General features: G+C 69.3%; 14 protein-coding genes and 1 rRNA gene. 3 read left to right on the top strand and 12 right to left on the bottom strand.

Annotated features, from left to right (window positions below):
• The 3 genes from ABT367_RS37285 to ABT367_RS37275 all read right to left on the bottom strand — a co-directional run.
• Positions 1–1,216: glutamyl-tRNA reductase (locus tag ABT367_RS37285; protein ID WP_352257878.1), on the bottom strand; the 1,216-nt coding region annotated here is incomplete at its 3' end.
• Positions 1,213–1,989, bottom strand: a complete 777-nt coding sequence (locus ABT367_RS37280; protein WP_352257876.1) for a redox-sensing transcriptional repressor Rex — start codon at positions 1,987–1,989, stop codon at positions 1,213–1,215. The genes ABT367_RS37280 and ABT367_RS37285, both read right to left, overlap by 4 nt.
• Positions 1,990–2,350: 361 nt before the next feature.
• Positions 2,351–2,629: a glutaredoxin family protein gene (locus ABT367_RS37275; RefSeq protein ID WP_352257874.1), complete on the bottom strand. Its 279-nt coding sequence runs from the start codon at positions 2,627–2,629 to the stop codon at positions 2,351–2,353.
• Positions 2,630–2,777: 148 nt separating this feature from the next.
• Between ABT367_RS37275 and ABT367_RS37270 the strand changes: the two genes are divergently transcribed.
• The 3 genes from ABT367_RS37270 to ABT367_RS37260 all read left to right on the top strand — a co-directional run bounded on the left by ABT367_RS37270 (position 2,778) and on the right by ABT367_RS37260 (position 6,341).
• Positions 2,778–3,725: an HAD family hydrolase gene (locus ABT367_RS37270; protein WP_352257872.1), complete on the top strand. Its 948-nt coding sequence runs from the start codon at positions 2,778–2,780 to the stop codon at positions 3,723–3,725.
• Between the two features lie 350 nt (positions 3,726–4,075).
• A complete protein-coding gene (locus tag ABT367_RS37265; protein ID WP_352257870.1) occupies positions 4,076–4,879 on the top strand; it encodes an ECF subfamily RNA polymerase sigma factor, BldN family in 804 nt (267 codons plus the stop codon).
• A 271-nt stretch (positions 4,880–5,150) separates the two neighbouring features.
• Complete coding sequence (locus tag ABT367_RS37260; RefSeq protein ID WP_352257868.1) at positions 5,151–6,341, top strand: DUF5667 domain-containing protein; 1,191 nt, start codon at positions 5,151–5,153, stop codon at positions 6,339–6,341.
• A 59-nt stretch (positions 6,342–6,400) separates the two neighbouring features.
• Here ABT367_RS37260 and ABT367_RS37255 read toward each other — a convergent pair whose 3' ends face one another.
• The 9 genes from ABT367_RS37255 to rrf all read right to left on the bottom strand — a co-directional run.
• A complete protein-coding gene (locus ABT367_RS37255) occupies positions 6,401–7,459 on the bottom strand; it encodes a lysophospholipid acyltransferase family protein (RefSeq protein ID WP_352257866.1) in 1,059 nt (352 codons plus the stop codon).
• 14 nt (positions 7,460–7,473) lie between these two features.
• Entirely contained in the window at positions 7,474–8,550 is a 1,077-nt protein-coding gene (locus ABT367_RS37250; protein WP_352257864.1) for an NAD-dependent epimerase/dehydratase family protein, read from the bottom strand.
• 198 nt (positions 8,551–8,748) lie between these two features.
• Complete coding sequence (locus tag ABT367_RS37245; RefSeq protein ID WP_003948845.1) at positions 8,749–8,847, bottom strand: 30S ribosomal protein bS22; 99 nt, start codon at positions 8,845–8,847, stop codon at positions 8,749–8,751.
• Between the two features lie 121 nt (positions 8,848–8,968).
• Positions 8,969–9,178: a helix-turn-helix domain-containing protein gene (locus tag ABT367_RS37240; RefSeq protein ID WP_165336811.1), complete on the bottom strand. Its 210-nt coding sequence runs from the start codon at positions 9,176–9,178 to the stop codon at positions 8,969–8,971.
• Positions 9,179–9,307: 129 nt separating this feature from the next.
• Complete coding sequence (locus ABT367_RS37235) at positions 9,308–10,123, bottom strand: phosphatase (protein ID WP_352257862.1); 816 nt, start codon at positions 10,121–10,123, stop codon at positions 9,308–9,310.
• A gap of 81 nt (positions 10,124–10,204) precedes the next feature.
• Positions 10,205–11,374, bottom strand: coding sequence for an acetoin utilization protein AcuC (locus tag ABT367_RS37230; protein WP_352257860.1), 1,170 nt, complete (start codon positions 11,372–11,374; stop codon positions 10,205–10,207).
• Positions 11,343–12,542, bottom strand: coding sequence for an MFS transporter (locus ABT367_RS37225; protein WP_352257858.1), 1,200 nt, complete (start codon positions 12,540–12,542; stop codon positions 11,343–11,345). Before ABT367_RS37225 ends, ABT367_RS37230 begins: the two co-directional genes overlap by 32 nt.
• A gap of 42 nt (positions 12,543–12,584) precedes the next feature.
• Positions 12,585–13,229, bottom strand: coding sequence for an HAD family hydrolase (locus ABT367_RS37220; RefSeq protein WP_165336808.1), 645 nt, complete (start codon positions 13,227–13,229; stop codon positions 12,585–12,587).
• A gap of 81 nt (positions 13,230–13,310) precedes the next feature.
• Positions 13,311–13,393, bottom strand: a 5S ribosomal RNA gene (gene rrf / locus ABT367_RS37215); the annotation flags it as partial.

Below are 13,393 nucleotides of genomic sequence, written 5' to 3'. Positions count from 1 at the left end.
ACTCGATGTCGACGAGGTGCACCCCGGCGACCTGGTGCACGGCGGCGTCGATGTCGCGCGGCATGGCGAGGTCGAGCAGCGCGAGCCGCACCCCGGAGTGCGGGGCGCCCTGTCGGGCCCCCTTGGTCTTCACGGTGCCGGCCTCGCGCTCGAGCGCCGTGCCGTTGTCGGCCCAACTCCCGTGCAGATCGAGGGACTCGGCGTGCCCGGCGGAGTCGAGCCCGACCGGGCAGGACTCGTGGCCTTCGTGCGTGACGTCATGGCCTTCGACGATCCGTCCGTCGCGCGCGGCCGCTGCGGCCAGGCGCGCCACGAGGCTGCCGTCGGGGGCGCGCAGGTCGGAGCCCTGAGCGGCGTGGGCACCCACACCGGCCGGCACCGGCCCCGCGAGCGCGGCGGTGATCGCGTCCGCGGTCAGCACCAGGCCCGTCGCGCCGGTGCAGGAGACCGCGATGTCGACTCGTGTCAGCTCATCCGCCACGGCGTCCATCGAGGCGGCCCTGGCGGCCAGCGCCGGATGCTGCTCGATCAGCAGCTCGGCGAGGTGCTCGGCACGCTCGAACGTCCGGTTGGCGACGATGACTTCGGCGGCCCCGAGCCGTGCGAGGGTGGCCGCGGCGAGCGAGGACATCGACCCGGCACCGATCACCAGGGCGCGCTTGCCTGCCGCCCACTCGGCGACCGGACGGCCCGTGGCGAGCTGCTCCAGACCGAAGGTGACGAGCGACTGTCCGGCCCGGTCGATCCCGGTCTCGGAGTGCGCCCGCTTGCCGACCCGAAGCGCCTGCTGGAACAGGTCGTTGAGCAGCCTGCCCGCGGTGTGCTGGTCCTGGGCGGTGGCGAGGGAGTCCTTGATCTGCCCGAGGATCTGGCCTTCGCCGACCACCATCGAGTCAAGGCCGCAGGCGACCGAGAACAGGTGGTGAACGGCCCGGTCCTCGTAGTGCACATAAAGATAAGGAGTGAGCTCCTCGAGCCCGACCCCGCAGTGCTGGGCGAGCAGCGTGGACAGCTCGGCGACCCCGGCGTGGAACTTGTCCACGTCGGCGTACAGCTCGATCCGGTTGCACGTGGCGAGCACCGCGGCTTCGGCGGTGGGCTCGGCAGCCACCGCGTCCTGCAGCAGCTTGATCTGAGCATCCGCGGTCAGGGCAGCCCGCTCCAGCACACTCACGGGTGCGCTGCGGTGGCTGAGGCCGACGACGAGAAGACTCATGCGGGCATCACGGCGGGTACGTCCCCGTCGGGTCCCTTCCGGTCGGCCTCCCCGGCCGCGCGGGCGGCGGGCGGCAGCGGGGCGGCGGCAGCGGCCTCGGCGGCGCTCTCCTCGCCGGCCTTGCGCTGCTCGTGGAAGGCCAGGATCTGCAGCTCGATCGAGAGGTCGACCTTGCGCACGTCGACGCCGTCGGGCACGGAGAGCACGGTCGGCGCGAAGTTCAGGATCGAGGTGACACCGGCGGCGACGAGTCGCTCGCACACCTGCTGGGCGGCGCCGGCGGGCGTCGCGATGACACCGATCGACACCCCGTTGTCCTTGATGATCTTCTCGAGTTCATCGGTGTGCTGAACGGGCATACCGGCGACAGGCTTTCCGGCCATCGCGGGATCTGCGTCGATCAGCGCGGCCACGCGGAACCCACGGGACGCGAAACCGCCGTAATTCGCAAGGGCGGCACCGAGGTTACCGATACCGACGATCACGACGGGCCAGTCCTGGGTGAGGCCCAGTTCGCGTGAGATCTGGTAGACGAGGTACTCGACGTCGTAGCCGACACCTCGGGTGCCGTACGAGCCGAGATACGAGAAGTCCTTGCGCAGCTTCGCGGAGTTGACCCCCGCGGCGGCTGCGAGTTCTTCGGAGGAGACCGTGGGAACGGAGCGCTCCGACAGCCCGGTCAGGGCGCGCAGATACAGCGGAAGCCTGGCGACGGTGGCCTCGGGAATCCCTCGGCTGCGGGTCGCCGGTCGGTGAGTTCGGCCAGTTGCCACGGTGCTCCTGCGGGTAGAGCGGGGCTGCAGGCGGTCTCGTGTCCCTGGACCGCCCCGTCGAATGCAGGCTATGTCTTTGTGAACGCGTGCACAAAGATGGTGTCCGCTTTGTCCGGCCAAAGTGACCGGGGTCACGCGCGAGTTATGCGCCGGCGGGAACTTCATGCCGCGTCCCACTCTCGGCAAACAAATTGGGGGCAAAACCGTACACACTCCTCACGATTCCTCGCCCCCGAGACCAAACCGCCCCCGATCCTAAAGGACTTTCCGGGCGCTTTACGCAGTCGTGCACGGCCTTCCGTACCGACCCGGCGGACATTCGGCGCCCCGCGCGGGGACTTACGCCCCTGGCGCAGGGGACTCACGCCCCCAGCGCACGCCGCAGCCGGTCCGGATCCACCTTCCAGAAGTCGTGCTGCTCGCCGTCGACGAGGATCACCGGGATCTGCTCCCAGTACTTACGGTGCAGTTCTTCGTCCTGCGTGATGTCCTCCATCTCCATGGAGGCCCCGGTCTCGGCGCACACCTTCCTGATCTCCTGCTCGGCGACCTCGCAGAGATGACAGCCGGGCTTGCCGATCAAGGTGACAGTGCGCTCGGCGGGACTCTTCTTCCCGCTACGCCGGAACAGTGGGCTCATGCCTTCATTCTGCGCCCGCCCGCCGCCGCATCCACCCCACCCGAACCCCGCCCCAGGTCACCTCCTTAACGCCCCGGTCGCGGAGTGTTCACAGCCTCCGAACCCGCCCGACCCGGGGAACCGCGCCCGAAATGGCTATGCTCACGACATGGCCGCTCTGGGATGGCTCACCCCCCGTAGGCGCTCCGCCACCGCGCGCAGCGTCCTGGCAGGCGAGGCCTCGGCCGAGGCCGCACGCAAATCCGAGCAGGAACTCCAGGAGAGTTACGAGCAGGAGCAGGCGCAGGCCAGGGACGCCGAGGAGCCGCCCTTCCCGGTCGAGGGCGACGACAAGGCCGCCGCCTTCTTCGACCTGGACAACACGGTCATGCAGGGCGCCGCGATCTTCCACTTCGGCCGCGGCCTGTACAAGCGGAAGTTCTTCCAGCGCCGCGAGCTCACCCGCTTCGCCTGGCAGCAGGCCTGGTTCCGGCTCGCGGGCGTCGAGGACCCCGAGCACATGCAGGACGCCCGCGACAGCGCCCTGTCCATCGTCAAGGGCCACCGCGTCTCCGAGCTGATGTCCATCGGCGAGGAGATCTACGACGAGTACATGGCCGAGCGCATCTGGCCCGGCACCCGCGCCCTGGCCCAGGCCCACCTGGACGCGGGCCAGAAGGTCTGGCTGGTCACGGCGGCCCCCGTGGAGATCGCCACGGTGATCGCCCGCCGACTCGGCCTGACCGGCGCCCTGGGCACGGTCGCCGAGTCCGTGGACGGCATCTACACCGGCAAGCTGGTCGGCGAGCCCCTGCACGGCCCCGCCAAGGCCGAGGCCGTACGCGCCCTGGCCGGCGCCGAGAACCTCGACCTCGCCCGCTGCGCCGCGTACAGCGACTCCCACAACGACATCCCGATGCTGTCGCTCGTAGGACATCCGTACGCGATCAATCCCGACAGCAAACTGCGCAAGCACGCACGTGAACGGGACTGGCGGCTGCGCGACTACCGCACCGGCCGCAAGGCCGCCAAGGTCGGCATCCCGGCCGCGGCCGGCGTCGGCGCACTCGCGGGCGGTACGGCCGCCGCGATCGCCGTGCACCGCCGTCGCCGCTGAGTAATCGCGGGTCGTCACCGCATATCGCGCCGCCACACCGGCAATCCGTATCTCTTACCCGCGCACCGCTCCCGCCAGTCCTCTTGACGTGAGCTCGCGGAAAGTGACCACAACACGCCCTGCGCAAAGACAGATCACGGTCTAATCCGATCAACAACCGGTCACTCAGAGGTACTTGAACCGCCTGGACTGCGTAACAGAAGAGACGGAACCGGTGATTTGAGCAACTGGGTGTAGCGCTGCCTGTACGAAGCGTTATTCTCCTCAGACGCATCAAGGACCCTCCATTCGTCACGACGGGTGAACGGTCCCGCACTGCACGTGATGGAAGCTCTGCCTCTGGGAGTCCCGTGTACCCACACGTCGGGGTTGACGCCTCGGGCCTGGCTACGCTGCGCGCAACGGTCCAATCGCATCTGGACCACTTGCGCGGCTTCGTCCCCACCGCGTACGCCGTCCCCGCATTTGCCGTGCCGGTCGCTGTAGCAAGCGGCCCGGCCGGCCCCTGTTATGCCCTGGCCGAGGGCAGCACCGCCGCTGTCGGCAGACGAGGGCGCAGCACAAGCGCCCCCGCCACCACCGCACGCCGTCCCGCGGCGGACAGTGACAGCGCCCGCATGATGGAGCTCGTCGAACGCGCACAGTCCGGGGAAGCCGACGCCTTCGGCCGCCTCTACGACCAGTACAGCGACACCGTGTACCGGTACATCTACTACCGAGTCGGCGGCAAGGCGACCGCCGAGGACCTCACCAGCGAGACCTTCCTGCGCGCCCTGCGCCGGATCGGCACCTTCACCTGGCAGGGCCGTGACTTCGGCGCCTGGCTGGTGACCATCGCGCGCAATCTGGTGGCCGACCACTTCAAATCCAGCCGTTTCCGGCTCGAGGTCACCACGGGCGAGATGCTCGACGCCAATGAGGTCGAGCGCAGCCCCGAGGACTCCGTCCTGGAGTCCCTCTCCAACGCGGCGCTGCTCGAGGCCGTACGCCGCCTCAACCCGCAGCAGCAGGAGTGCGTGACCCTGCGCTTCCTGCAGGGGCTCTCGGTCGCCGAGACCGCACGCGTCATGAACAAGAACGAGGGCGCGATCAAGACCCTCCAGTACCGGGCCGTCCGCACCCTGGCCCGCCTGCTGCCGGACGACGCGCGCTGAGCGTCGCCCCCACCCGGCGGTCCGAAATCTGCACGGCCCGTAACTTCCAACTCACCCCTTGTGACGAGCTGATGCTTCACGCGAAGAGACAGCGGTCCGATCATCTTTCGTCCGTAACCCAAGTGCCGCGACGGTCGTTGTGCGGGATGCAGGCTCCCTGTGGTCGCAGCCGGACCGCCCCCGCTCACTCGTTGGAGTGGACGCACGGTCGGCGTGCAACCCTCAGGACCCCCTGGGGAGTCGGACGTCATGACGAGAGGAGGTGCCGCCAGTGATCGCACATGTCTCGGCACACCGGCGGGCGAACGCCTTCGCCCAGGCCCTGGAGGATGAGTCCACCCAGGGCACGGCGGCCGCACAGCAGTCGCGCGCGACTGACCAGTCCGAACTGACCGAACAGGGCCGCATGTTGGCCCTGGCGGACGGGCTCGCCGAGCTGCCGAAGCCGGAGATGGACCCCGAGGTCAAGGTTGTGCAGCGCGCACAGCTCGTGGCCGCCATGGAGGCCATGTTCGCGGGCGGCGGAGCGGACCCTTCCGTACCGGAGCAGCGCTCGCGCAAGGGCGCCCACCGGGCGAGCCCCATGGGCAAGTTCCGGCCGCGCTCACGCCTGTCCAAGGGCATCGCCGCGGGCGGGCTCACGGTCGGTGTGGCGGCCGGAGCGTTCAGCGGAGTGGCCGCTGCCAGCTCCGACGCCCTGCCGGGTGACTCGCTCTACGGCCTCAAGCGCGGTATGGAGGACCTCAAGCTCGGCATGGCCGACAATGACTCCTCACGCGGCGAGATCTACCTCGACCAGGCCTCCACGCGCCTGTTCGAGGCACGCCGCCTGATGGAGCGCGGCCGTGCCGGGGCTCTGGACCACGAGTCGGTGGGCGAGGTCAGGCGCGCCCTGAACGGGATGAAGCACGACGCCTCCGAGGGCCACCGGCTGCTCAGCGAGGCGTATGCGCGGGACGGTTCGCTCGGACCCATCCAGGCGCTGTCGTCCTTCTCCCAGTCGCATCGCGACAGCTGGAGCGCCCTGCGCAATGTGCTGCCACCGCAGCTGGGCGACGTGAGCGACCAGGTCACCTCGGTCTTCGACGCCATAGAGGACGAGGTCGGCCCGCTGCAGTCGCTGCTGCCCACCCCGCCCCAGTCCGGCGGGGGCTCCGGTACGCCCGGCCGGAGCGCGGACAACGGCGGGACGGGCGGCGAGCGCACGACGCCCAGCACGGCCGGCACCCAGGGCGGGCAGCCGAGCGGCGACAGCAAACCCAAGTCGCCGCCCAGCACCAGCGAGGAGAACGAGGGCCTGCTCGGCGGCTCCACCGGCGGTCTGCTCGACCCGCCCAAGGAGGAGACCAGCCCCAGCCCGTCCGGCAAGGGCAGTCAGACGCCCGAGCCCGACATCACCCTGCCTCCGCTCCTGCCGGGCCTCCTTCCGGGCCTCGGCATCGATGGCGAGGACGCGGAGTAGTAGGTCATACGACGGTGGGGCGCACCTCTCGCGAGGGGCGCCCCACCGTCGTATATGTCTCAGAAGAACACCGACCGCCGCTGCACAAGCAGCTTGTACAGCGTGTGCTGTATCTGCTCACGCACCTGGTCGGTCAGGTTGAACATCAGCATCGGATCCTCCGCCGCCTCCGGCGGATAGCCGTCCGTCGGGATCGGCTCCCCGAACTGGATGGTCCACTTCGTCGGCAGCGGCACCGCCCCCAGCGGCCCCAGCCACGGGAAGGTCGGCGTGATCGGGAAGTAGGGGAACCCGAGCACCCTGGCCAGCGTCTTGGCGTTCCCGATCATCGGGTAGATCTCCTCGGCCCCGACGATCGAGCACGGAATGATCGGCGTCCCGGCCCGCAGGGCCGTGGAGACGAAACCGCCCCGGCCGAAGCGCTGCAGCTTGTAGCGCTCGCTGAACGGCTTGCCGATCCCCTTGAACCCCTCGGGCATCACTCCGACCAACTCGCCGCCCTCGAGCAGCCGTTGGGCATCCTCCGCGCAGGCCAGCGTATGTCCGGCCTTACGGGCCAGCTCATTGACCACCGGAAGCATGAAGACCAAGTCGGCGGCGAGCAGCCGCAGATGACGCTGATGCGGATGGTTGTCGTGCACGGCGACCTGGAGCATCAGACCGTCGAGCGGCAGCGTCCCGGAGTGGTTGGCGACGATCAGGGCGCCACCGTCCGCGGGGATGTTCTCGATGCCTTTGACCTCGACCCGGAAGTACTTCTCGTACACCGGGCGGAGCAGCGACATCAGGACCTGGTCGGTGAGCTCCTTGTCGTAGCCGAACTCGTCGACGTCGTAATCGCCGGTGATCCGCCGCCGCAGGAACTGCAGCCCGCCGGCGATCCGCCGCTCCCAGCCGCCACCGCCGCCGGTCTGCGCGGGCGCCTCCTCCGGCTCCGGGGCGAGCGGCGGCTCGGCGGCCGCCGGCACCGGCTGCACACCTCCCGGCCGCTCCGCGGGCCCGCGCACCTCCCGTACGGCGACGGGCTCGCCCGACCGCCGGCTGCGGCGCCGCGACGGCCCCTTGGCGCCACCGCGCGACCGGTCGTCGTCGAACGGGATGACCTTGGCGTCCGCCATTGCCCTTACGCTCCTCAGTTGGCGCTCTGCGTCGGGTGCTTGCCGCTGTCCGCACCGCCCGTGAACGACAGTGCGCTGTCCGCGATCCGGTCGACCGCCCGGGCCAGGGCCTGGGGCGGCAGCAGCCCGGGCCCGCGGCTGCTCGCGAAGTCCGCGAAGGCCTCCGCGGTGCTGTACTTCGGCCGGAATCCCAGTGTCTCGCGCATCTGCGCGGTCGAGACGACCCTGCCGTGCGTGAGCAGCCTCACCTGCTCCGGCGAGAAGTCCGTGAGCCCCACGGTCCGCAGCGCGGTGCCCGCCCAGGTGACCGCGGGGAGCAGCACCGGGACGGTCGGCCGGCCGAGCCGTCGCGAGCACTGCGAGAGCAGCAGGACGCCGTCGCCCGCGACGTTGAAGGTGCCGCTGTTGAGCGTCCCGCGCACCGGCTCGTGCGAGGCGATCCGCAGCACCTCGATCACATCGTCCTCGTGCACGAACTGCAGCCGCGGGTCGTAGCCGAACACGGTCGGAAGCACGGGCAGCGAGAAGTACTCGGTGAGCGGGGTGTCCGCGGTCGGCCCGAGGATGTTCGCGAAGCGCAGCACGCAGACGGCCACATCGGGCCGGCGCCGTGCGAAGCCCCGCACATAGCCTTCGACCTCCACCGCATCCTTGGCGAAACCGCCGCTGGGCAGCGACTTGGGCGGGGTGGTCTCGGTGAACACGGCCGGATCGCGCGGCGCCGAACCGTACACATTCGTCGAGGACTTGACCACGAGCCGCTTGACGGTGGGCGACTTCTGGCAGGCACCGAGCAGCTGCATGGTGCCGATGACGTTGGTCTCCTTGACCGAGCCCCGGCTGCCGCCGCCCAGCGGGGTGCCGCTGACGTCCATGTGCACCACGGTGTCCACGGAGTGCTCGGCCAGTACACGGGCGATCGCGGGCTGGCGGATGTCCGCCTGCACGAAGTCGGCGCCGCCCAGATGGTGCTCGGGGGACGCGGCGTCCACGGCGATCACCCGGTCCACCTCGGGGTCGCGCTGGATCCGCCGTACGAAACGACCGCCGAGCTGCCGGGCCACCCCGGTGACGAGCACGACCTTGCCCAAGATCAGCTCCTGCCTTCCCCGTAGAACCGCTCCATGCCGCGCCTTGGCCACCGTATCGGGTGGGTGTTGCGCTGTGATGACCGTGCGGTGTGCGAAGTGCCCAACGACACAGACGGGTACCCAGCAAGGCCGGGAAAACGGCTGTGGCCCTCCCACCAAGGCGGTGGGAGGGCCACAGAGCGCTGTTCCAGCGGTCGCTTACTTCTTGTTACGACGCTGGACGCGGGTGCGCTTGAGCAGCTTGCGGTGCTTCTTCTTGGCCATCCGCTTACGCCGCTTCTTGATAACAGAGCCCACGACTACCCTCGCTCACTTCTCTTCACTCGGTGCGGGGCAGACTAGGCCCACACGACCTACGAGGGCCAAGCCTACCCGCCCGAGCTCGAAGCCCGTAATCGAGGTTCCGAAGGAGCCCCGATCAGGCCGTCTCCACCCCCACATAGGAATCGCGGAGGTACTCGTGAACCGCGTTCTCCGGGACTCGGAAGGACCTCCCCACCCGGATCGCGGGCAGATGACCGCTGTGCACCAAGCGGTACACGGTCATCTTCGATACGCGCATCACCGAGGCGACTTCCGCCACGGTCAAGAACTGAACCTCCGACAGAGGCCTCTGGTCAGCAGCCATGACACACCTGAACCTTCCGCACATGGACGGGCACCGGCTTCCCCTTCCGGTGACTCCTCGTCGCCACGCGCTCACTCCCAGAGTAGGGGCGGGTGATGCGAGTGGGGAAGAGGTGCAGCAATCAGCCGCCTACTGTGACAGACCCGCCCGATTGAGTACGTAGCGAGTAAGCGGTCGGTAGTAATCAGACCGCACAGCGTCATCAAGCGGAACGGCGACGGACACGCGCCCCTCCGCCTCTCCGACGAACAGCGCGGGATCATCCGTATCTGCCAGGCCGATCGCCTCAATACCCAGCTGACCTGCACCGCAGACCCAGCCGTGGTCCCCGATGACCAGCCCGGGCAGCGGTCCGCCGGCCGCCGCGGCGGCCCCGAGCGCGGTCCGAACCGGGAGCGGTGAGTGGGAATGTGCGCCCGGCTCACGCCCCGCGCCCTCCACGCCGCCTTCGCGCACCAGCGCGACTCCTCGTACGTAATCAAGGTTGTACGTGCGTAGACCAAACCGAGTCGTTATGTCGACAGAGCAACCCTGCGCAGGGGTGAGAACAGTACATCCAGCCGCCGAGAGAGCGTCTGCCAAGTCGCCGTAGAACCCGAGCAGTCGATGCGGATGACCGGTCCCGATGAGCACCGGCTCACCACGCTCCGCAGCCGCCACGAGCCGGTCGGCGAAGGCCTCGAGGCCGGCGAGCGTCCGGTCGGGGTCGATGACGTCGGGCCCTTCGTGGTCCGACGGATCCGGCGACACCCCGCACTTGTCGGCCATCAGCGCCAGCAAGTCCCGCGTGCCCCAGGCCCATTCGGGATCGAGCCCGAGCAGCATTCTGGGGTCTCGGGCCGCGAACAGCCGATAGCTGTGCAGGGACTGTTCGCGCGAGGTGGCGACGGGACCCGCGAGCCGGGCCGCCAGAAGGTGTGCGCGTAAGGCGCCGGGGCTCAACACGCCTAGATGCTGGCGCACTTGAAGCCATCCGGGCCCCAAAACCCAGTAAATGCCCCACAGTTGGGCTAACGCCACGTACCCTCAGGGCAGCATTCCCCGCTGCGGGAACACGGCCCGCCGCGTGGCCAGAATCGTCTGGTCGAGCCGGTCCGCCGGGTCATAGCCCGCGGACCAGTCGAGCCACTTCGGCGTACGGCCGTCCGTCATCCGCTGCGGCGCCAACTGCCGTGTCCGCGCGAAGACTTCATGCCGCCATTCCTCGGGCACCTCGGCCGTCGGCCCGATCGGCCGGCCGGCGGCGATCGCCGTCAGATGGGTCCAGGAACGCGGCACCACGTCCACGATCGCGTATCCCCCGCCCCCGAGCGCGAGCCACCGCCCGTCCGCGTGCTCATGCGCCAGGTCGTGGCAGGCCTCCTGCACCATGCGCTGGGCGTCAAGCGAGATCGCGAGATGCGCGAGGGGGTCCTCGAAGTGCGTATCCGCGCCGTGCTGCGTGACGAGCACCTGCGGCCGGAAGTCCTCGATCAGCTCGGGCACCACGGCGTGGAAGGCCCGCAGCCACCCCGCATCGCTCGTGCCGGCCGGCAGCGCCACGTTCACCGCGCCGCCCTCACCGTCCCCGGCCCCGGTCTCCTCCGGCCAGCCGGTCTGCGGGAAGAGCGACCGCGGGTGCTCGTGCAGCGAGATCGTCAGGACGCGCGGGTCCTCCCAGAACGCCGCCTGCACCCCGTCCCCGTGATGCACGTCCACATCGATGTACGCGACCCGCTCGGCACCCAGCTCGAGCAGCCGCGCGATCGCCAGGGACGCGTCGTTGTAGATGCAGAACCCGGCCGCCGACCCCGGCATCGCATGGTGCAGCCCGCCCGCGAAGTTCACGGCGTGCTCCGCCTCGCCCCGCCAGATCGCCTCGGCCGCGGCCACGGACTGCCCGGCGATCAGCGCGGAGGCCTCATGCATCCCCGCGAAGGCCGGATCGTCGATGGTCCCGATCCCGTACGAGGTGTCGGCCGCGTCCGGATCGGCCGAGGCGGCCTTCACCGCCGCGATGTAGTCCTCGCGGTGCACCAGACGCAGCGTCGAGTCCCCGGCCGGCTGCGCGGCCACGACCTTCAGCTCCTCGTCCAGGCCGAAGGCACCGATCAGCTTCCTGGTCAGGGCGAGCCGTACGGGATCCATCGGGTGCTCGGGCCCGAAGTCGTACCCCGTGACTGCGTCATCCCACATCAACTGCGCGCGGCCGCTCATGCCCCTCACCGTATCGGTCGCCCTCGGGCGCGAAGGAGCGGGCGTAGAACAGCGTCAGGAGCACCAGCGCCATCGGCACCAGCATCGCCCCGCGATAGCTCCACGCGTCCCCGAGCGCCCCGACCAACGGCGAACCGATCAGGAATCCCACGTAGTTGAAGATGTTGAGCCGCGCGATCGCGGTGTCCGAGGCCCCGGGGAACATCCGCCCGGCGGCCGCGAAGGTCTGCGGCACCAGAACACAGAGCCCGAACCCGACCAGGGTGAACCCGGCGATCCCCATCCACGCCCCCTGCGCGGCAGCCACCACCACGAACCCGAGCGCGGCAAGCACCGTCCCGAACCGCACCACCGGCACCGCACCGAACCGCCGGACCCCGAAGTCCCCCACGGCCCGCCCGAGCAGCGTCGTCACCATGTAGACGTTGTACGGAACGGTCGCCACCTCGTCCGAGCTGCCGAGCACGTCCTCCAGATACTTCGCGCTCCAGTTGGAGACCGTCGAATCCCCGATATACGCGAAGGTCATCACCAGGCACAGCGGCAGCAGCGCCTTGAACACCACCGGCTGCGCAGCCCCCTTGGCCCGCACCTGCTCAGCAGCGGTACCACCCCGCACGTACCACCGGCTCCCGGCCAGCGCCGCCGGCAGCAGCACCGCCACCACGGGCAGATACGAGACGAACAGCGAGAGATCCCAGTGCGCCCCGGCCCACGCGAGCGAGGCCCCGACGATCCCGCCCAGGCTGTACGCGGCGTGGAAGCCGAGCATGATGCTCCGCCCGTACGCCCGCTGCAGACTCACCCCGATCATGTTCATCGAGGCGTCGAGCGCGCCGACGGCAAACCCGAACGCCGCAAGGGACAGGGCGACTTCCCACAGCTGGCTGCCGGCGCCGACCCCTAGCAGTGAGAGCAGCACCACCGGCTGGGACCACCGCAGCACGAGCCGCGGGTCGATCCGCTTCACCAGATGCTCGGTGGCCACGCTGCCGACCCCCGCGAGGATCGGCACAGCGGCGAGAAAGGCGGGCAGCAGCCCGTCGGATATCCCGTACCGGTCCTGGATCGCCGGGATACGGGTCACGAGCAGCGCAAAGGCCACGCCCTGCACGAAAAAACTGAACGCCAGCGAAACCCTGCCATGCCGCAACCGCGCATCTGTCATGGCCGCACAGCGTAGGCCCCCGGGCTACCCACGGGTAGATGATCAGCGCAGCAATTCGAGCAGCTGCCCCATGTCGAAGAAGTACGCGTTGGCCCCCGCCAGCCGCTCGGAGGACGTCATCGCCGTATACGCGTACACATCCATCCCCGCGGCCTGCGCGGCCTGCACCCCGAGCGGGCTGTCCTCGACGACGGCACACCGGTCCGGCGAGACGCCCATCCGCTCGGCGGCGTGCAGAAACAGATCCGGCGCGGGCTTGCCCTTGCCGACATCCTCGGAGCTGAAAATCCACTCCTCCTCGAACCACTGGTCGAGTCCGGTCTTCCGGTGACCTACGCGAATCCGCTCGTGACTCCCGGAAGAGGCCACACAGTACGAGACACCCTCGGCGGTGAGCTTCCCGAGCACATCCTCGGCGCCGGCGACGGGCGTGAGCTCCCGCTCGAAGGCGGAGAACACCCGCTGGTGCAGCGTGTCATCGAAGTCGGCCGGCAGCTCCTGCCCACTCCGCTCCCGCACGAGGTCATGCACACGGTGTACGGCGGCCCCCATGTAGTCCCGGAGGGAGTCCTCGTACGTGGTGGGGTGCCCGAGCTCGCTCAGGTACTGGGCGAGGATGGTGTTGGAGATCGGCTCACTGTCCACGAGGACGCCGTCGTTGTCGAAGATGACCAGGTCGTAGCGCATACCTCGAACTGTAAACGGACACAACGCAGAAAAGCCTCAACCCCCGGACAATGTCCGGGGGTTGAGGCTTTATCAAATTTAGTTCGGCGGCGTCCTACTCTCCCACAGGGTCCCCCCTGCAGTACCATCGGCGCTGTGAGGCTTAGCTTCCGGGTTCGGAATGT

Source organism: Streptomyces mesophilus (assembly GCF_040300965.1).
Taxonomy (GTDB): domain Bacteria; phylum Actinomycetota; class Actinomycetes; order Streptomycetales; family Streptomycetaceae; genus Streptomyces; species Streptomyces mesophilus_A.
This window is presented reverse-complemented; position numbering and strand designations above follow the sequence as displayed.

Coding starts and splice junctions, on each gene's coding strand:
- ABT367_RS37275 (WP_352257874.1), bottom strand. CDS start 2,629: ATGAGCCCACTGTTCCGGCGTAGCGGGAAGAAGAGTCCCGCCGAGCGC.
- ABT367_RS37270 (WP_352257872.1), top strand. CDS start 2,778: ATGGCCGCTCTGGGATGGCTCACCCCCCGTAGGCGCTCCGCCACCGCG.
- ABT367_RS37255 (WP_352257866.1), bottom strand. CDS start 7,459: ATGGCGGACGCCAAGGTCATCCCGTTCGACGACGACCGGTCGCGCGGT.
- ABT367_RS37240 (WP_165336811.1), bottom strand. CDS start 9,178: ATGGCTGCTGACCAGAGGCCTCTGTCGGAGGTTCAGTTCTTGACCGTG.
- ABT367_RS37230 (WP_352257860.1), bottom strand. CDS start 11,374: ATGAGCGGCCGCGCGCAGTTGATGTGGGATGACGCAGTCACGGGGTAC.
- ABT367_RS37225 (WP_352257858.1), bottom strand. CDS start 12,542: ATGACAGATGCGCGGTTGCGGCATGGCAGGGTTTCGCTGGCGTTCAGT.
- ABT367_RS37220 (WP_165336808.1), bottom strand. CDS start 13,229: ATGCGCTACGACCTGGTCATCTTCGACAACGACGGCGTCCTCGTGGAC.